The 19121-nt window shown below is 65.5% G+C and carries 17 protein-coding genes and 2 tRNA genes; 8 read left to right on the forward strand and 11 right to left on the reverse strand.

Translation table 11 applies throughout. The features are described from left to right. Positions 1–3 precede the first annotated feature (3 nt). From AC07NT_RS08825 to rpsB, 6 genes are all read right to left on the reverse strand, one after another. Positions 4–858, reverse strand: a complete 855-nt coding sequence (locus AC07NT_RS08825) for a phosphatidate cytidylyltransferase (protein WP_498596830.1) — start codon at positions 856–858, stop codon at positions 4–6. A 9-nt stretch (positions 859–867) separates the two neighbouring features. Then, entirely contained in the window at positions 868–1596 is a 729-nt protein-coding gene (gene uppS / locus AC07NT_RS08830; RefSeq protein ID WP_498596829.1) for a polyprenyl diphosphate synthase, read from the reverse strand. Between the two features lie 20 nt (positions 1597–1616). Continuing rightward, positions 1617–2177 (reverse strand): ribosome recycling factor, encoded by a 561-nt coding sequence (frr, locus tag AC07NT_RS08835; protein WP_498596828.1) that lies wholly within the window; start codon positions 2175–2177, stop codon positions 1617–1619. A 32-nt stretch (positions 2178–2209) separates the two neighbouring features. Continuing rightward, entirely contained in the window at positions 2210–2932 is a 723-nt protein-coding gene (gene pyrH / locus AC07NT_RS08840; RefSeq protein ID WP_498596827.1) for a UMP kinase, read from the reverse strand. A 93-nt stretch (positions 2933–3025) separates the two neighbouring features. Beyond that, positions 3026–3919 (reverse strand): translation elongation factor Ts, encoded by an 894-nt coding sequence (gene tsf, locus AC07NT_RS08845; protein ID WP_498596826.1) that lies wholly within the window; start codon positions 3917–3919, stop codon positions 3026–3028. Between the two features lie 83 nt (positions 3920–4002). Next, positions 4003–4755, reverse strand: a complete 753-nt coding sequence (gene rpsB, locus AC07NT_RS08850) for a 30S ribosomal protein S2 (protein ID WP_057676494.1) — start codon at positions 4753–4755, stop codon at positions 4003–4005. Between the two features lie 169 nt (positions 4756–4924). Between rpsB and AC07NT_RS08855 the strand changes: the two genes are divergently transcribed. Genes AC07NT_RS08855 through AC07NT_RS08875 form a run of 5 tightly spaced genes read left to right on the forward strand, consistent with a single transcriptional unit; the run spans position 4925 to position 10808 of the window. Continuing rightward, a complete protein-coding gene (locus tag AC07NT_RS08855; protein ID WP_498596825.1) occupies positions 4925–6268 on the forward strand; it encodes an amidase in 1344 nt (447 codons plus the stop codon). Positions 6269–6317: 49 nt separating this feature from the next. Beyond that, positions 6318–7571, forward strand: coding sequence for a D-amino acid dehydrogenase (locus AC07NT_RS08860; RefSeq protein ID WP_498596824.1), 1254 nt, complete (start codon positions 6318–6320; stop codon positions 7569–7571). Positions 7572–7617: 46 nt separating this feature from the next. Continuing rightward, complete coding sequence (locus AC07NT_RS08865) at positions 7618–8466, forward strand: HDOD domain-containing protein (protein WP_498596823.1); 849 nt, start codon at positions 7618–7620, stop codon at positions 8464–8466. Continuing rightward, on the forward strand, positions 8463–9350 hold the full coding sequence (locus tag AC07NT_RS08870) for an MBL fold metallo-hydrolase (protein ID WP_498596822.1): 888 nt from the start codon (positions 8463–8465) through the stop codon (positions 9348–9350). The genes AC07NT_RS08865 and AC07NT_RS08870 overlap by 4 nt, the downstream gene beginning before the upstream one ends. A gap of 15 nt (positions 9351–9365) precedes the next feature. After that, the gene (locus tag AC07NT_RS08875) at positions 9366–10808 is read left to right on the forward strand and encodes an NAD(P)H-hydrate dehydratase (RefSeq protein WP_498596821.1); all 1443 of its coding nucleotides are present in this window, start codon (positions 9366–9368) and stop codon (positions 10806–10808) included. 4 nt (positions 10809–10812) lie between these two features. On the opposite strand, the gene AC07NT_RS08880 is transcribed toward AC07NT_RS08875, so the two are convergent. Next, entirely contained in the window at positions 10813–11568 is a 756-nt protein-coding gene (locus tag AC07NT_RS08880; protein WP_498596820.1) for an SDR family oxidoreductase, read from the reverse strand. Positions 11569–11595: 27 nt separating this feature from the next. Further along, entirely contained in the window at positions 11596–13878 is a 2283-nt protein-coding gene (rnr, locus tag AC07NT_RS08885) for a ribonuclease R (protein ID WP_498596819.1), read from the reverse strand. 49 nt (positions 13879–13927) lie between these two features. On the opposite strand from rnr, the gene AC07NT_RS08890 reads away from it, so the two are divergent. Then, positions 13928–14012 (forward strand) — tRNA-Leu (locus AC07NT_RS08890). Positions 14013–14121: 109 nt separating this feature from the next. Here AC07NT_RS08890 and rimO read toward each other — a convergent pair. From rimO to AC07NT_RS08905, 3 genes are all read right to left on the reverse strand, one after another. After that, positions 14122–15522 (reverse strand): 30S ribosomal protein S12 methylthiotransferase RimO, encoded by a 1401-nt coding sequence (gene rimO / locus AC07NT_RS08895; protein ID WP_498596818.1) that lies wholly within the window; start codon positions 15520–15522, stop codon positions 14122–14124. Positions 15523–15556: 34 nt separating this feature from the next. Beyond that, positions 15557–16090, reverse strand: coding sequence for a polyhydroxyalkanoate synthesis repressor PhaR (gene phaR / locus AC07NT_RS08900; protein WP_498596817.1), 534 nt, complete (start codon positions 16088–16090; stop codon positions 15557–15559). A gap of 132 nt (positions 16091–16222) precedes the next feature. Beyond that, positions 16223–16299 (reverse strand) — tRNA-Val (locus tag AC07NT_RS08905). Between the two features lie 133 nt (positions 16300–16432). On the opposite strand from AC07NT_RS08905, the gene AC07NT_RS08910 reads away from it, so the two are divergent. After that, the gene (locus tag AC07NT_RS08910) at positions 16433–17191 is read left to right on the forward strand and encodes a 3-hydroxyacyl-CoA dehydrogenase (RefSeq protein WP_498596816.1); all 759 of its coding nucleotides are present in this window, start codon (positions 16433–16435) and stop codon (positions 17189–17191) included. A 26-nt stretch (positions 17192–17217) separates the two neighbouring features. Beyond that, positions 17218–19080 carry a gamma-glutamyltransferase family protein gene (locus AC07NT_RS08915; RefSeq protein ID WP_498596815.1) on the forward strand — a complete coding sequence of 621 codons (1863 nt, stop codon included), beginning with the start codon at positions 17218–17220 and terminating at the stop codon, positions 19078–19080. The last annotated feature ends 41 nt before the right edge of the window (positions 19081–19121 follow it).

Consider the following 19121-nt stretch of genomic DNA (forward strand, 5'->3'; position numbering starts at 1 on the left):
AAATCAATACAGCACGGAATAGAACATCATGGCCAGGGGCAGTGTGGGCAGCAGGGCGTCGACCCGGTCAAGCACGCCGCCGTGGCCCGGCAGCAGGCGGCTGCTGTCCTTCATGCCGGCGCTGCGTTTGACCAGGGACTCCACCAGGTCCCCCACCACGCTCATGGCTGCCAGGAACAACACGGCCAACAGCAGCAGGATCCAGCCACCGTGCGCCTGCAGATGGCCATAGAGGCTGGGCGCAGGCAGCACCCCCGCGTGCTCCAGCGCCAGCCAGACCAGCGCCAGCAGCACCACGCCCAGCATGCCACCCCAGACCCCCTCCCAGCTCTTGCCCGGGCTAATGGTCGGCGCCAACTTGACCTTGCTGAAACGGCCGCCCCAGGCCTTGCCGGCAAAGTAGGCGGCAACGTCCGCCATCCAGACCAGTACGAGGATGGACAGCAGGAAGGCGATGCCCACATCGCGCGCCTGCACCATGGCCAACCAGGTCAGCCACAGCGCCAGCAGGCCTGTGGGCAGGCGCAGGGCTCGGGGCCACTGTCCCCAGCGGGCCACCCCGGCCTTGATCAAGGCCGCGCCCACCAGCACCCAGGCGCCACCGGCCACCGTCCACAACAGGGGATGCTGCGCCGACAGCAGGCCCAGATCCCAGGCCATGACACAAACCACGAAGCAGGCAAAGGCTCCCAGCCAGGCGCCCAACTGACCCAGCCCGTTGAGCCGGCCCCACTCCCAGGCCGCAGCAGCCGTGAGGGCCAAGGTGACCAGGCGCCAGTACAGTGGATTCGAATGAAACAGTGCCGGCAGCAGGATCAGCAGCAGGACGATGGCGGTGATGATGCGCTGCTTGAGCATGGAAAATCCTCAGGCGACCTTCTGGCCAGGATCTGAAACGACCTGTGCGGATGTCTGGCCATAGCGACGCTCGCGGCCAGCGTACTCGGCGATGGCGCGATCAAGTTCGGCCTCGTCAAAATCCGGCCAGAGCTTGTCGCTGAAATAGAGTTCGGCATAGGCTGCCTGCCAGAGCAGGAAGTTGCTCAGGCGCAGTTCTCCGCCGGTCCGGATGATGAGGTCCGGGTCGGGAACGTGGGCCATGGCCATGGCCTGATGCAGGGCCATCTCGGTAATGGGCTGCCCCTGCGCGGCCAGCCGGGCCGCTGCCTGGGCGATGTCCCAGCGCCCGCCATAGTTGAAACAGACGTTGAGCACGAGCCGGCTGTTCGCTGCGGTGGCGCGCTCGGCCTGGTCCAGGCCCGTGCGCACCTTGTCCGACAGGCCTGCACGCTCGCCGACGAAATGCAGTTGCACGCCGTCCTTGAGCAGCTGTGGCACTTCCTTGGCCAGGGCCGTGGCCAGCAGTTCCATGAGGCCCGAGACCTCATCGGCTGGTCGGTTCCAGTTCTCGGAAGAGAAAGCAAAAACAGTGAGCACCGCCACGCCACGGTCCAGGCTGGCCCGGATGCAACGGCGCATGCTCTCCAGGCCCTGGCGGTGGCCGGCCAGACGAGGCAGGAAACGCTTGGTGGCCCAGCGGCCATTGCCATCCATGACGATGGCAATATGTTGCGGTGTACCGCCCGGTGCAGTCATGGCGGTGGGAATGACGGCGGTCAGACCGCCATCACTTCCTGCTCCTTGCCGGCCACCAGCTGGTCGATGGTCGCGACATGCTTGTCGGTCAGCTTCTGGATGTCGGCTTCGGAACGTTTCTGGTCGTCCTCGGACGCAGTCTTGTCCTTGACCAGCTTCTTGACCGCCTCGTTGGCATCACGGCGCAGGTTGCGCACGGCGATCTTGGCGTTTTCGCCCTCGGTGCGCACCAGCTTGGTCATCTCCTTGCGGCGCTCCTCGCTCATGGGCGGCATGGGCACGCGGATCAGGTCGCCCATGGAGGCCGGGTTCAGACCCAGCTCACTCTCGCGGATGGCCTTTTCGATCTTGGCGCCCATGCCCTTTTCCCAGGGCTGCACGCTGATGGTGCGGGCATCCAGCAGGTTCACGTTGGCCACCTGGCTCAGCGGCACCAGGGAGCCGTAGTACTCGACCTGCACGGAGTCCAGCAGCGACGGGTTGGCGCGGCCGGTGCGGATCTTGGACAGGTGGTTCTTCAGGGCCTCGATGGACTGATCCATCTTGGTTTCCATGGTTTTCTTGATGTCTGCAATCGTCATGCTTAGCTCCTCTGCGGCATCAGCGGCTGCGCTCAGGCGTAGACCAGCGTGCCCTCGTCCTCACCCATCACGACGCGCTTGAGCGCACCGTGCTTGAAAATGGAAAACACCTTGATCGGCAGTTTCTGGTCGCGGCACAGCGCAAAGGCCGTGGCGTCCATGATGCCGAGATTCTTCGAGATCGCTTCGTCGAAGGAAATCTTGCTGTAGCGGGTGGCCGTCTTGTCCTTGTTCGGGTCGGCGCTGTAGACGCCGTCCACCTTGGTGGCCTTGAGCACGATCTCGGCCCCGATCTCGGCACCCCGCAGCGCAGCGGCCGTATCGGTGGTGAAGAAGGGGTTGCCCGTGCCGGCCGCAAAGACCACGACCTTGCCCTCTTCGAGGTACTGCAGGGCCTTGGGACGCACATAGGGCTCGACCACCTGCTCGATGGCAATGGCCGACATCACGCGGGCGGTCAGGCCGGCCTTGTTCATGGTGTCGGCCAGGGCCAGCGCGTTCATCACGGTGGCCAGCATGCCCATGTAGTCGGCGGTTGCGCGGTCCATGCCGACCGAGCCTCCGGCAACACCACGGAAGATATTGCCGCCACCGATGACCACGGCCACCTCCACGCCCAAGCGGGTGACTTCCGCCACCTCCTGCACCATGCGCTGGATGGTCGCATGGTTGATGCCGAAGGCATCGTCGCCCATCAGGGCCTCCCCGGACAGCTTAAGCAAAATGCGCTTGTGGGCTGGCTTGGGGACGGGCATGAAGGGCTCCTTGCTGATGGGGGTGATACGCGATCCGGACAGACGGAATTTACAGGATTTCTCTGGCCGAACTTTCGCTCGGCCAGTGGGCCCTCAAGCCGCCTGCTTGGCAGCGGCCACCTGGGCAGCCACTTCGGCAGCGAAGTCGTCGACCTTCTTCTCGATGCCCTCGCCGACCACATACAGGGTGAAGCCCTTGACGGTGGTGCCGGCGGCCTTGAGCATCTGCTCGACGGTCTGCTTGTCGTTCTTCACGAAGGGCTGGTTGAACAGCGACACTTCCTTGAGGTACTTCTGCACCGAGCCTTCGATCATCTTGGTGGCGATGTCGGCCGGCTTGCCGGATTCGGCGGCCTTGGCGGTGGCGACCGAACGCTCGCGCTCGATCAGTTCGGCAGGCACATCGGCGCTGGTCAGCGAGACCGGCTTCATGGCGGCTACGTGCATGGCCACGTCCTTGGCGGCGGCTTCTTCACCGTCGAACTCGACGACCACACCGATGCGCGTTCCGTGCAGGTAGGCGGCCAGCTTGGCGCCCGAGGAGAAGTGCTTGAAGCGGCGGAAGCTCATGTTCTCGCCGATCTTGCCGATCAGGCCCTTGCGCACGTCTTCCAGGGTGGGGCCGAAACCGTCCTGGCTGTAGGGCAGTGCACCCAGGGCGGCGACGTCGGCCGGCTTGTGCTTGGCGATCAGATCGGCAGCCGCCTTGGCCAGGGCCAGGAAGCTGTCGTTCTTGGTCACGAAGTCGGTCTCGCAGTTCACCTCGATCAGGGCACCCGTCGTACCGTTGATCGAGCTGGCGACCACGCCTTCGGCAGTCACGCGCGAGGCGGCCTTGCCGGCCTTGGTGCCCAGCTTGACGCGCAGCAGCTCTTCAGCCTTGGCCATGTCGCCTTCGGCTTCAGTCAGCGCTTTCTTGCATTCCATCATCGGGGCGTCGGTCTTGCCGCGCAGTTCGGCAACCATGCTTGCGGTAATTGCAGCCATCTTCTTACTCCGTCTTCAATTCAAATTCAGATTGGGGCTAAAAAAAAGGGGCACAGCGCCCCTTTCTTCGGGTCGGGACCGGATCAGGCGGAAGCTTCGTTCACTTCCACGAACTCGTCGCCGCTCTCGGATGCAACAGCCTTGACCACGTCATCCACGGCGTTGGCACGGCCTTCCAGGATGGCGTCGGCGATGCCGCGGGCGTACAGGGTCACGGCCTTGGACGAGTCGTCGTTGCCCGGGATCACGTAGTCGATGCCTTCGGGCGAATGGTTGGAGTCGACCACGCCGATCAGCGGAATGCCCAGCTTCTTGGCTTCGGCAATGGCGATCTTGTGGTAACCGACGTCGATCACGAAGATGGCGTCGGGCAGGGTGTTCATGTCCTGGATGCCGCCGATGTCCTTCTCGAGTTTCTCGAGTTCACGGGCGAACATCAGCTGTTCCTTCTTGCTCATGGCGTCCAGGCCGGTTTCCTGCTGGGCCTTCATGTCCTTCAGACGCTTGATCGAGGTCTTGACGGTCTTGAAGTTGGTCAGCATGCCGCCCAGCCAGCGCTGGTCGACGTAGGGCACGCCGGCGCGCTGGGCTTCAGCCGCAACGGTTTCGCGGGCGGTGCGCTTGGTACCGACCATCAGGATGGTGCCGCGCTTGGCAGCCAGTTGCTTGGCGAACTTGGCTGCGTCCTGGAACATCGGCAGCGATTTTTCCAGGTTGATGATGTGGATCTTGTTGCGATGACCGAAGATGAAGGGGGCCATCTTGGGGTTCCAGAAGCGGGTCTGGTGGCCAAAATGGACACCGGCTTCCAGCATTTGACGCATGGTCACGGACATGAGAGTACTCCGAAGGTTGGGTCTAAAATCCGGTCCTCTTTGCAGGCGGCGTCTGGCGCCACTTGCAACACCTGGATGGACCGGTTTGCGATTTACTTTGCGGATGCCGGCGCGGGATGCGCAGGCCCTTCCAGCAAAGCCATACGAGTATAACACACACGCCTGTCCCATGACACCTGCCGCCGACCTCCACGCCACCCGCCAGCGCCTGCTGGCAGGCCAATCCAGCCCTGGCGCCGAAATCGAGCGGGCCATCGCCCTGGCCGGTTCACCGGTCTGCCGGCACGCCTTCCTGCAGACCGACTTCGACGGCGCCCGGGCCCAGGCCGCCGCGGCCGATCCGGTCCGCCAGCCCCTGGCGGGCCTGGCGGTCTCGGTCAAGGACCTGTTCGACGTGGCAGGCCAGGTCAGCCGGGCCGGGTCCGTGGTGCTCAAAGACGCTGCACCGGCCCGCCAGGACGCCACAGCCGTGGCCCGCCTGCGCGCCGCAGGTGCCGCCCTCATAGGCCGCACCAATATGAGCGAATTCGCCTACTCCGGCGTGGGCGTCAACCCGCACTACGGCACCCCGGCCCATGCCATGGCCACCGATGTGCCGCGTGTGCCCGGCGGATCCTCCAGCGGTGCCGCTGTCTCGGTCGCCTGCGGTGCGGCTTTTGTCGGCCTGGGCTCGGACACGGGGGGCTCCATCCGCATCCCGGCCGCCCTGCACGGCATCGTCGGCTTCAAAAGTACCCAGCGCCTGGTGCCGCTGGACGGCAGCGTGCCGCTCTCCACCACCCTCGACACGGCCTGCGCCATGACGCGCTCGGTACGCGATGCCCTCACCGTGCACGAGATTCTGGCGGCCCGGCGGGTCACACGCAGCAACGCGCCGCTGTCGCGGTACCGCTTGGCCGTGGTGCCCCAGGTGATGTTCGACGGCATCGACAGCACGGTAGCCCGCGCCTTCGAGCGCTCCCTGCAGGCCCTCCGCGTCGCGGGCGCCCGCATCGAGGAATTGGCCCTGCCCCAGCTGGACGAATTGGCCGGCCTGCAAGCCAGCGGCGGTTTTTCTGCGGCCGAGAGCTACGCGTGGCATCGCCGCCTGCTGGCCGACCATGCCGCGCACTACGACCCCCGCGTACTCACCCGCATCCAGCGCGGCGCGGCCATCAGCGCGGCGGACTACCTGGACCTGCAACAGGCACGGCGCGACTGGATCCCACGCGTCGAGCAGGCCCTGAAGGGTTACGACGCCGTGCTCTCCCCCACCGTGCCCATTGTCGCGCCGCCGCTGGCCGAGGTATTGCCCGGTGGCGAACGAGACGAGGCCTTCTTCCGCATCAACGGTCTGCTGCTGCGCAACCCCAGCGTCGTCAACATGCTGGACGGCTGCGCCATCACCCTGCCCTGCCACGCGCCGGGCGAGCTCCCGGTGGGCCTGATGGTATGGCAGGGCGCAATGCGCGATGATGTGGTCCTGAACCTCGCGCTGCAGATCGAAAACCTGCTGCTCCCGCAACAACAATAATCACCACCTTTGGCCCGCGGCACTGCGGGTCGGCAGCATCCACCGTTACATGAAAATTGCAGTCATCGGCGCCGGCATCATCGGCGTCACCACCGCCTGGGAACTGGCCCGCGACGGCCACGAGGTCACCGTCTTCGAACGCCGCATCGCAGCAGCCGAGGAAGGCAGCTTCGCCAATACCGGCATCCTGGCCCCCGGCTACACCGCGCCCTGGGCCGCGCCCGGCATGCCCTTCAACATCTTGCGTCACCTGCTGTCGCGGCACGCGCCGGTGCGCTTCTCGCTGCCGCTGTCCAGCAGCGATCTGGGCTGGATGTGGAAAAGCTGGCGTGCCTGCGCCGGCGACACCTACCTGCGCAACCGCCAGCACCTCCAGACCCTGGCTCGCTACAGCCGTTCACGCCTGCAAGCACTCAGCGCGGAGCTGGAGTTTGAGTTCGACCGCAGCCAGGGCCTGCTGGTACTCTTGCGCACGGAGCGCGACCATGCCCGGCTGCGCCCCGGGCTGCAACTGCTGCGCGACCAGGGCATCGCACACCGCGAGCTCAAGCCCGAAGAAGCGCGCGCCATCGAGCCGGCGCTCAACCCCGACACCGTCTTTCATGGCGCTTTGCACCTGCCCGACGATGAGGTCGGCAACTGCCGGCAATTCGCGCTGCTGCTCAAGAACGCCGCCTTGGCCCAGGGCGTGCAGTTTGCATTCAGTACCACGGTCGAGCAACTCGTGCCCGGCCAGGGCATGACCGTGCATGTGGCTGGCGAGGCACAAGCCCGCCACTTCGATGCCGCCGTGCTCTGCGCCGGTGTCGACTCGGCCCGCCTTCTGCGCCCCCTGGGTCTCAAGCTGCCGCTGGCCGCCGTCTATGGCTACTCGGTCAGCGCCACCGTGCGTGAACCTCTGAACGCGCCGCGCAGTGCTGTGATGGACGAGCGCTACAAGGTGGCGATCGCGCGCCTGGGCAACCGCGTGCGCGTTGGCGGTGGCGCCGAACTGGGCGGCCGCCCCGAGCGCCAGCGCAAGGACGCCCTGCAGACGCTGTACAAGGTACTGCAGGACTGGTTCCCCGGTGCGGCCCTGATGTCCAGCGGCGTACAGACTTGGAAAGGCGCACGCCCCATGCTGCCCGACGGCCCACCCCTGCTGGGCGCCAGTGGCATCCCGGGCCTGTGGCTCAACTGCGGCCACGGCTCCAGTGGTTGGGCCCTGGGTTGCGGCTCGGCCCGCGCCCTGGCCGACCTGATTGCGGGGCGCAAAACCGAGATCGGCCTCGAAGGCTTCGGCATCGATCGACTGCGAGGCTGAGGAAGGATTGTGTACAGTAGGCGCACTCCCGGTACACAATGCATCCATGAGCCCTGAACTGTCACAAAAACTGGCAGCTGCCGTCGACGGCATGCCAGCCTTCCCCAAAAGCGTGCAGGCCATCCTGGACTTGACCCGGGACGTCAACTGCACGCCCAAGGACCTGGTGCAGGTGATCGACAAGGACCCGGTGGTCACGGTCAAGATCCTCAAGGTCGTCAACTCGGCCTACTACAGCCTGCCCAAGCAGATCACATCGATCAACCACGCAGTGGTCTTCCTGGGCTTCAACACCATCAAGAACCTGGCCCTGGGCATCGCCGCCATCGGCATGCTGCCCAAGAGCAATGCGGCCGGCTTCGACGTACAGCAGTACCTGCTGCACTCGCTGGCCACGGCCAGCATCGCGCGCGAGCTGGGCACCCTCCAGGGCGACGCTGACCCCATGGACTGTTTCATTGCAGGCCTGCTGCATGATTTCGGCAAGGTGGTGTTCGCCCAGTTCATGCCCGAAGAGTTCCGCCTGGCGCTCGAAGCCAGCAAGGCCAACGGCAGTTCACTGCACGAGGCGCTGCGCCAGACCATCGGCGTGGACCACACGGTGGTGGGCGGCATGCTGGTCGAGAAATGGCGCTTCGCGCCCAAGCTGATCGAGACCATCCAGAACATGCACGGTCCCGAGGTCAAGGACACGCCCATGGTGGCCTGCGTCTTCGCCGCCAACCAGATCGGAAAGAAGCTGAAGTTCGGTTTCGGCGGCAACCACTTTGTGGAGCCGCTCCCGCCGGCCCTCGCCCGGCGGCTGGGCGGTGATCTCGACCACGTCATCGCCCAGCTCGGTGATCTCCAGGCGCTCTTCGAGGAAGCGCAGGTTTTTTCCAAGCTCGAATCATGAAAGTCAAATTCTGGGGCGTGCGCGGTTCGATAGCCTCGCCGGGGCCGCACACGGTGCGCTACGGCGGCAACACCACCTGCATCGAGGTGCGCACCGACAACAACGAGCTCATCATCCTGGATGCCGGCACCGGCATCTTCCCTCTCTCGCAGACCCTACTGGCCGAGCTGCCCGTCCAGGCCAACGTGTTCATCAGCCACTCGCATTGGGACCACATCCAGGGCCTGCCCTTTTTCATCCCCAACTTCATTCCGGGCAATGTGCTGCGCCTGCATGGCGCCTACGACCCGGTCTCCGGCCAGGGCGTGGAACAGGTCATGTCGGTGCAGCTGCAATACAGCTACTTCCCGGTGCGTGAAGCCGAGATGAAAGGCAGCATCGAATACGTGACGCTCATGCCCGAGCAGAGCATCCAGGTCGGCAGTGCCACGGTTACGCCTTATCTGCTCAACCACCCGGTCATCAACTTCGGCTATCGCATCGAGGCCAACGGCAAGTCCGTCTTCTTTACCGGCGACCACGAACCCCCCTACAACATCTACGCGCCGGGCGACGCCGAGCACGCCGAGTACCAGAGCTTCGTCGACGAGAAGCAGGCCGCAATCATCCGCGGCATGCAGGGCGTGGACGTGCTGATCGCCGATACCTCCTACACCGCTCAGGAATACCCGGCCAAGGTGGGCTGGGGCCACGGCACCTACGCCTCGAGCATCGATTACGCCGTGCAGGCCCGCGCCAAGGTGCTCTATTGCACCCATCACGAGCCCACGCGCAGCGATGACGCGCTGGAGATCGCCTATGCCCAGGCCAAGGCCGACAACCCCGTCCCCGCAGGCGGGCCGGACATCCGGCTGGCCTATGAAGGCCACAGCTACGAATTCTGATCCGGGCCCGGTTTCATGCAGCGCATCACCTCCGGCCCGTCCTATCCGCTGCACACCGCAGTAACCACACGGGCCCTGGAAACCGCGCTGGCGGCCACACTGCCCCCACACACCCTGATGCAGCGCGCCGGCCTGGCCACCGCCAGTCTGGCGCTGGCGCTCGCGCCTCACGCACGCACCTTCTGGATCGCCTGCGGCCCCGGCAACAACGGTGGCGACGGCCTGGAAGCCGCGATGCACCTGCAACTCTGGGGCAAGACCGCCCTGGTCAGCTGGATGGGCACACCCGGCAGCGCACCCAGTGATGCCCGCGCCTCGCACACCCGGGCCGTGGCCGCCGGCGTTCGTTTTGTCGCTGCACCGCCTGGGGTCTGCGACCTCTGTATCGATGCCCTGCTCGGCACGGGCGCGAGCCGCCCGGCTGAAGGCCTCATGGCGCAGTGGGTCACCCACATCAATGGACTGAAGGTCCCGGTGCTGGCCGTGGACTTGCCCTCGGGCCTGAACGCTGACACCGGGGTCACGGCTGGCCCCGGCGTGCACGCCAGCCATACGCTGAGCTTGCTGACACTCAAGCCTGGGCTCTACACAGCGCAAGGCCGCGACCAAGCCGGCCAGATCTGGCTCGACACCCTGGGTGGAGATGCCGACAGCACACCTGCACAGGCCCGTCTGGGCAGCGCGCCCGGCCGAACCGAGCGGCGGCACGCCACGCACAAAGGCAGCTACGGCGATGTCGCCATCGTCGGCGGCGCGCCCGGCATGGGCGGTGCGGCTCTGCTGGCCGCCAGCGCCGCGCTGCACCATGGCGCCGGCCGTGTCTACGTGGCCCTGCTCGAGAGCAACCCTCCAAGCCTGGACCCCGCCCAGCCCGAACTGATGTTCCGTACGCCTGAGGCTTTGAATCCCACCGAACTGACCGTGGTAGCCGGCTGTGGCGGCGGCAGCGTCATCGCCGCGCAGATGCCTCGCCTGGTGTCTGGCGCGCCACGACTGGTGTTGGACGCTGACGCACTGAATGCCATCGCCCAGGACAGCCAGCTGGCGACCTTGTTGCGCGCCCGAGCAGCCCGCCAACGCCAGACCGTGTTGACCCCGCACCCGCTGGAAGCTGCCAGGCTGCTGGGGCGCACGACGACCGAAGTTCAGTCAGACCGGTTGAGCGCAGCGCAGCAACTGGCGCAGCAATTCGCCTGCTGCGTGGTGCTCAAAGGCTCGGGAACGGTTGTGGCCGCACCGGGTGAGACCTCTGTGATCAATCCCACAGGCAATGCGCGCCTGGCCACGGCCGGCACGGGCGATGTGCTGGCCGGCCTCATCGGTGCGCGCCTGGCACGCGGCGAAAGTGCGATGGACGCCGCCTGTGCTGCCGTCTGGATGCATGGCCAAGCCGCCGATGCCTGGCCTCAGACCCAGGCGATGACGGCAGGTACCCTGGCCCGAGCCCTGGTCAGTTGAAGGTTCAGCCGCGCCCGACAAAGGGCATCTTGGTCGACATCACCGTGTGGAACAGCACATTGGCCTCCAGCGGCAGATTGGCCATGTAGAGCACCGACTGGCCCACGATGTTGACGTCCATCAGGGGCTCCACAGCGATCTCGCCGTTGGCCTGCGGCACCCCCTTGGCCATGCGCGCCGCCAACTCGGTGGCGGCATTGCCGATGTCGATCTGCCCCACCGCGATATCGTGCTTGCGCCCGTCCAGCGAGGCCGTCTTGGTCAGGCCCATGACCCCGTGCTTGGTCGCCGTGTAGGCAATCGAGTTGGGGCGTGGCGCATGCGCCGAGATCGAACCGTTGTTGATGATGCGCCCGCCGCGCGGGGTCTGCGCCTTCATGACACGGAAGGCCTGCTGGATGCAGAGAAACATGCCCGTGAGGTTGATGTCCACCACGCTCTTCCACTGCTCCAGCGACAGATCTTCCAGTGAAATACCCGGCGCATTGACGCCAGCGTTGTTGAACAGCAGGTCCACCCGACCCCAGGCCTGGACGGTGGCATCGAACAGCGCACGCACGGAATCGGCTTGCGCCACGTCGGTGGGCAATACCAGCGCACGTGCCCCGGCGCCGCTTTCCTGCGCCACGGCCTGCAAGGGCTCGCGCCTGCGGCCGGCCAGGGCTACGGACCAGCCATCCTTGAGCAGGGCCAGGGCCGCCGCCTTGCCTATGCCCGTACCGGCGCCGGTCACGATGGCCACTTTCTTCGTTTCACTCATCTCGCTCTGTCTCCTGTTGTCTGGAAATCACCGGCGCGTCTTGCGCCCCTTGCCCCTGGCCTTGTCCGTGACCTTCTTGGCCGCGGCCTTGACCGAGGCCTTGAGGGCCTGGATGGGCGAAGGCAAGGCGCGCTTGCTCGCATCGCTGGCCTTCTTGCTGCGGTCGGCGCGCTTGAGTGAAGCCTTGCGCGGAGCCCCCGCGGTCTCTCCCACCTCGTCGTGCGGCAGACCCTTGTCGCGCAGCGCGCGGTTGACGAGCTCCTCGCCTTCACGCACCAGGCGGAAATCGATGCGCCGGCCGTCCAGGTCCACGCGGCTGACCTGTACCCGAACCCGCGTGCCGATGGCGTAGCGGATGCCGGTGCGTTCACCACGCAATTCCTGACGCGCCTCGTCGAAGCGGAAATACTCACCACCGAGTTCGGTGATGTGGATCAGGCCTTCGACATACATGGCGTCCAGCGTGACGAACAGGCCGAAGCTGGTGGCCGCCGTGACCACACCGCCAAACTCCTCGCCCAGGTGCTCGCGCATGTACTTGCACTTGAGCCAGGCCTCCACATCACGGCTGGCCTCGTCGGCGCGGCGTTCGTTGGCGCTGCAGTGCAGGCCGGCGGCCTGCCAGGCCATGAGTTCCGCACTGACCTTCTTGGGCTTCTCGCCCGAAATCTTCATCTTCGCGGCTTCACTCTTCTCGATCCGCTTGGAGAGCTTGGCGTGCGCCTCGCCCGGCGTCGGCAGGACCGGCAGGTGATAACGCGTCTTGTTGAGGATCGCCTTGATCACCCGATGCACCAGCAGGTCCGGGTAACGCCGGATCGGGCTCGTGAAGTGGGTGTAGGCCTCGAAAGCCAGGCCGAAGTGGCCGCTGTTGTGCGGCGTGTAGATGGCCTGTTGCATGGAGCGCAGCAGCATGGAATGGATCTGCTGTGCGTCCGGGCGTTCCTTGGTGGCCAGCGCGATGGCCTGAAACTCCGCCGGCGAGGGATCCTCGCTGATGGTCATGCCCACGCCCGTGGCCTTGAGGTAGTTGCGCAGCAACTCGTTCTTCTCGGGCGTCGGCCCCTCGTGCACGCGGAACAGGCCGGCGTGTTTGCTCTGGCCGATGAAATCGGCGCTGCAGACGTTGGCCGCCAGCATGGCCTCTTCGATCAGGCGGTGCGCGTCGTTGCGCGTGCGCGGCACGATCTTCTCGATGCGGCCGCTCTCGTCGCAGATGATCTGCGTCTCGGTGGTCTCGAAGTCCACGGCACCGCGCTTGGCGCGCGCGGCCAGCAAGGCACGGTAGACATCGTGCAGATTGAGCAGATCCTGGACACGATCCTTGCGCTTGGCCGCTTCCGGTCCGCGTGTGTTGGCCAGGATGGCCGCCACCTCGGTGTAGGTGAAACGCGCATGGCTGTGCATGATGGCCGGATAAAACTGGTAGGCCGAGACTTCACCCTCGCTGCTGACGAACATGTCGCAGACCATGCACAGGCGGTCCACGTCGGGGTTCAGCGAGCACAGGCCGTTGGAGAGTTTCTCCGGGAGCATGGGGATCACACGGCGCGGGAAATAGACGCTGGTGGCGCGCTCGTAGGCGTCCACGTCGATCGGCGAGCCGGTCTCCACATAGTGGCTGACGTCGGCGATCGCCACCAGCAGACGCCAGCCGCGCAAGGCACTGCGGCCACGCCCCTGGGTCGCAGGCTCGCAGTAGACGGCGTCGTCGAAATCACGCGCATCCTCGCCATCGATGGTGACGAGTGGCACATCGGTGAGGTCGACACGATGGCGATGATCCTGCGCCAGCACCTTGTCGGGCAGGCTGCGCGCCTGCGCGATGCAGGCCTCGGAGAACTCGTGTGGCACGCTGTACTTGCGGACCGCGATCTCGATCTCCATGCCCGGGTCATCGATCTCGCCCAGCACCTCCTTGATGCGCCCCACGGGCTGGCCATACAGCGCGGGCGGCTCGACCAGTTCGACCACCACCACCTGGCCAGCCTTGGCCTGTCCGGTCGCGCCCTTGGGGATCAGCACGTCCTGGCCATAGCGCTTGTCCTCGGGCGCGACGAGCCACACGCCGCTCTCCTGCAGCAGGCGGCCGATGATGGGTTGCGCCGCGCGCTCCATGATCTCCACCACGCGCCCTTCGGGTCGCCCCTTGCGATCCAGGCGCACGATGCGCGCCTTGACGCGATCCTTGTGCAGCACCGCACGCATTTCATTGGGCGGCAGGTAGATGTCGGGTTCGCCGTCATCACGCACCACAAAACCATGACCATCACGGTGTCCGTTGATGGTCCCTTCGATTTCCTCCAGCAAGCCGCTGGATCGCTCTAAATTTCTGATATACTTCTCTCTTTCCTGAGATGCCCAGATGGCGGAATTGGTAGACGCACTAGTTTCAGGTACTAGCGAGTAACATCGTGGAGGTTCGAGTCCTCTTCTGGGCACCACCAATATACGGTAAAACCAAATTGGTTCTACCCACAACAAGCCGCTGAGACCTCAGCGGCTTTTTTACTTCCCGACTCGCCTGGAGCCGGGTACGTGAACAAAGGTCGGTCAAACCGGCACCGCCACCAGATCGTGGCCCTGTGTGCCGACAATGCGCGCACGCGTGAACTCCCCGACCTTCAGCGTCTTGCTGATCTTTTCCGGCGGCAACAGCTGCACGAGGCCGTCGATCTCGGGCGCATCGGCGTAGCTGCGACCCACCCCACCCTTGCGCCCCAGGGCCGGCGCCGAATCCACCAGAACCTGCATGGTGGCGCCGATGCGCCGCTGCAGGCGCGCGGTGGAAACCTCTTCAGCCACGGCCATGAAACGCGCGCGGCGTTCCTCGCGCAAGGCCTCGGGCAGCATGCCCGGCAGCTCGTTGGCCGCCGCGCCTTGCACCGGGCTGTAGGCAAAACAACCTGCCCGATCGATCTGCGCCTCACGCAGGAAACCGAGCAGGTGCTCGAATTCCTCTTCCGTCTCGCCCGGAAAACCGGCGATGAAGGTACTGCGGACCACCAGTTCCGGGCAGATTTCGCGCCAGCGCTGAATGCGCTCCAGATTGCGCTCCCCGCTGGCCGGGCGCTTCATGCGCCGCAGCACGTCGGGGTGGCTGTGCTGGAAGGGCACATCCAGGTAAGGCAGAACCTTGCCCGCAGCCATCAACGGCAGGATGTCGTCCACATGGGGATAGGGATAGACGTAATGCAACCGCACCCAGGCGCCGTGCGCCTCAGCGAGTTCGCCCAGGGCCTGCACCAGGTCCAGCAAGCGGGTCTTGACCGGCTTGCCGTCCCAGAAGCCGGTGCGGTACTTCACATCCACACCATAGGCCGAGGTGTCCTGGCTGATCACCAGCAACTCCTTCACGCCACCTTCGAACAGGGCCTTGGCCTCCTTGAGCACATCACCCACCGGGCGCGACACCAGATCGCCGCGCATCGAGGGGATGATGCAGAAGGTACAGCGGTGGTTGCAGCCCTCGCTGATCTTCAGGTAGGCATAGTGACGCGGCGTGAGCTTGAGCCCCGCTTCGCCGAAAGCGCCCGGCACCAGGTCAATGAAGGGGTCGTGCGGCTTGGGCAGGTGGGCATGGACCGCGTCCATCACCTCCTGCGTGGCGTGCGGGCCGGTCACGGCCAGCACACTGGGGTGCATCTGCTTGACCATGTTGCCGCCGCCCTCGCCCGTCTTGGCGCCCAGGCAACCGGTGACGATGACCCTGCCGTTCTCGGCCAGGGCTTCGCCGATGGTGTCCAGGCTTTCCTTGACCGCATCATCGATGAAACCGCAGGTGTTGACGATGACCAGGTCAGCCCCCTGGAAGGTCTTGGAGGTCTGGTAACCCTCGGCGCTGAGTTGCGTGAGGATCAATTCGGAATCGGTCAGGGCCTTGGGGCAGCCCAGGCTGACAAAACCGACTTTGGGCGCAGGGGTGGCAGTAGGGGGGGACAGGACTTCACTCATGCCCCTATTGTCCCAGCATTCGGGACCCAGGGCTTCAACGCTTGAGACCGAAGGACTCCAGCATCTGCTCGGTCTGTTTCTGCATCTGCTCCTGCATCTGCAGGTACAGATTCTTCGACTGTTCCAGGTTCTGGCTCACCAGCCCCTGCACCATGGGCGTCTGCATGGCCATGAACTGCGTCCACATCTCGGGGGACAGTCCCTTGGACTGCTCGGCCAGCTTGGTCTGCACATCCTGCAGGGTCTGGATGTTCTTCTCCAGGTAGCCCCCCATGAAACCCTGCATGGCGTGGCCGTAGAAGCGAATGATGTTGGACAGCACGGACGTGCTGAACATGGGAGACCCGCCGGCCTCCTCTTCCAGGATGATCTGCAGCAGGATGCTGCGCGTCAGGTCTTCGCCGCTCTTGGCGTCGCGCACCACAAAAGGGTCGCTGGCCATGACCAGCTGTTTGATTTCAGTCAGCGTGATGTAGCTCGACGTACGGGTGTCGTACAGACGGCGGTTGGGATATTTCTTGATGATCCGCTCGGAACCCGCCGCAGCCTCACCCTTTTTTTCTTTCATGCCCTGATCTCCTCTGCTCGGTCCCGCAGACCGCTTTCATGTATTGCATCGCAACACATTCTAGGAAGCCGAATGCGCCACCACCCCAAGGTTTACCCTGAGAGTGGATGGCGACAAATCGGAAAGGGATTTTGGTAGGCGCGATTGGACTCGAACCAACGACCCCCACCATGTCAAGGTGGTGCTCTAACCAGCTGAGCTACGCGCCTGAGAATTCGTTCGAGACCGCGAGTATAGCAGCAAACAACAGCCCTCTTCCCGCTTCGTCGTCACGCCGGGGAAGAAATAGGGTGCTGCGCCATAATTGACGTTTACGTCAACGTCAAAACACAGGAGCTATTCATGCAGATCGCAGGCAAGGTATTCATCGTCACCGGCGGCGCCTCGGGTCTGGGCGAAGGCACGGCACGCATGCTGGCCGCAAATGGCGGCAAGGTCGTCATCGCTGACATGCAGACCGACAAGGGCGAGGCCGTGGCCAAGGAGATCGGCGGCGTCTTCGTCAAGTGCGACGTGAGCCAGGAGGCCGACGCACAGGCCGTGGTGGCCAAGGCCGTCTCCCTGGGCAAACTCATGGGCCTGGTCAACTGCGCCGGCATCGCGCCGGCCGAGAAGACCGTGGGCAAGAATGGCGCGCACGCCTTGGCCACCTTCAGCCGCACCATCACGGTCAACCTGATCGGCAGTTTCAACATGATCCGCCTGGCGGCCGACGCCATGTGCAAGAACGAACCCGAAGCCACCGGTGAGCGCGGCGTGATGATCTCCACTGCCAGCGTGGCGGCCTACGATGGCCAGATCGGCCAGGCTGCCTACAGCGCCTCCAAGGGTGGCATCGTCGGCATGACGCTGCCGATCGCGCGTGACCTCGCGCGCAACGGCATCCGCAACATGACCATCGCCCCCGGCATCTTTGGCACACCCATGCTCTTCGGCATGCCGCAGGAGGTACAGGACGCGCTGGCCGCCAGTGTGCCCTTCCCCAGCCGCCTGGGCACACCCGAGGACTACGCCAAGCTGGCCAAACACATCGTTGAGAACGACATGCTCAACGGCGAGGTGATCCGCCTCGACGGCGCCATCCGCCTGGCCCCGCGCTGAGCCCACTCTTCGTCAGGAATCACGGCATGCGCGGCACGCGACACTTTCCGGTCCTGCTGCTTGGCCTGCTCCTGGCGGGAGCGCCCGCTGGCGCGAAATCGCCCGCGCCTGCTATCGGCGTCCCGGTCCAGCCCGAAGCCGCCAGCGGCTGGCAAGACAAGCCCGGTTGGTCCAGCAGGAAATTCGCAGTCGCGGCGGCGCATCCCCTGGCAGTGGAGGCCGGCTACCAGATGCTCAAGGCCGGCGGCAGTGCTGTGGACGCAGCGATTGCAGTGCAGATGGTGCTGACCCTGGTTGAACCCCAGTCCAGTGGCATCGGCGGCGGCGCCTTCATGCTGCACCACGACGGCCAGATCACCGAGGCCTACGACGGCCGGGAAACCGCGCCCTCGGATGCCGATGAGGACCTGTTCCTCGACGCGCAGCGTCAGCCCCTGGGCTTGCAGGCCGCGGCTGTAGGCGGGAGAGCGGTTGGCACACCCGGGGTCCTGCACATGCTGGCGTTGGCCCACCGGCAGCATGGCCGCCTGCCCTGGCGCCAACTTTTCGAGCCGGCCATCACACTGGCCGAAGCAGGCTTTCCGGTCGGGCCGCGCCTGCATGCCCTGCTCTCCGATGCCGCTGCCTTGCGGCAGGATCCGGACGCAGCCGCGTATTTCTTCGACAGCAGGGGCCAGCCCTGGCCCGTCGGCCACCGACTGAAAAACCCGGAGCTGGCGGCCGTGCTGCGACGCATTTCGGAAGAAGGTGCAGAAGCCCTGTACCAGGGCGAGATCGCCACGGCCATCGTGCGCAAGGTCCGCGAACACCCGGGCAATCCAGGCCGCCTCACACTAGCGGACCTGGCTGAGTACGAGGCCACGGTGCGCCCGCCCCTGTGTTTCGTCTACAGCGCGCGGCCACTCAGCCCCGCCAAAGCCCGTCAGCGCGACGTCCGCATCTGCGGCATGCCGCCACCCAGCTCGGGCACCCTGGCCCTGGGGCAGATCCTGGGCCTGCTGGCTCGCACACCTGCAGCCGAGCTCAAGCCCCTGCGCGGCCCGCAGGGGCTGCAGCCTGGCCCGGATTGGCTGCATCTCTACACCGAGGCTTCACGCCTGGCATTCGCGGACCGCGCCGTCTACGTGGCCGACCCCGACTATGTGCCGCCGCCAGGTGACAGCTGGATGAGCCTGCTCGACGATGACTACCTGGCACAACGCGCCAGGCTGATCGGCCAGGGCCCGCGCGCGCGACGCATGCCCGAGGCCCCGGCAGGCATACCCGCCGGTGTCCAGCAGAGCCTGGGCCCCATGCCCGAGCAGGTCGAGCACGGCACCTCGCACATCAGCATCGTCGATGGCCAGGGCCGGATCCTGGCCATGACCAGCAGCATCGAGGCCGCCTGGGGCTCACGCCTCATGGTCAACCGCGGCCTGGGCCTGGGCGGCGGCTTCCTGCTCAACAACCAGCTCACGGATTTCAGCTTCGTGCCGCGCAGCGAATCGGGGGCACCCATTGCGAACCGCGTGGAGCCACGCAAGCGACCACGCTCCTCCATGACCCCGGTGCTGGTGTTCGAGCGACCCAGCGGCCAACCATTGCTCAGTGGCGGCAGCCCCGGAGGGGCCTACATCATCCATTACACGAGCAAGCTGATCTACGGCCACCTGCACTGGGGCCTGGACGTGCAAAAGGCCATCGCTGTACCCAATTTCGCAGCCTTCGGCGGGTCTATCCTGCTCGAACAAAAACGCTTCCCCCCAGGCACGTCGGCAGCCCTGCGCCAGCGCGGCCACCGTGTGCAGGAGCAGGCGCTGACCAGCGGGCTGCAAGCCATCCAGGCCCGCGGCAAGGGCTGGTACGGCGGCGCCGACCCGCGCCGCGAGGGCACGGTCAAGGGCGACTGAGCGCCATGGACCGAGCCCTGGGCGAGACTCTTTCTACAATC

The sequence above is a fragment of the Hylemonella sp. GW821-FHT10B10 genome (assembly GCF_059415585.1).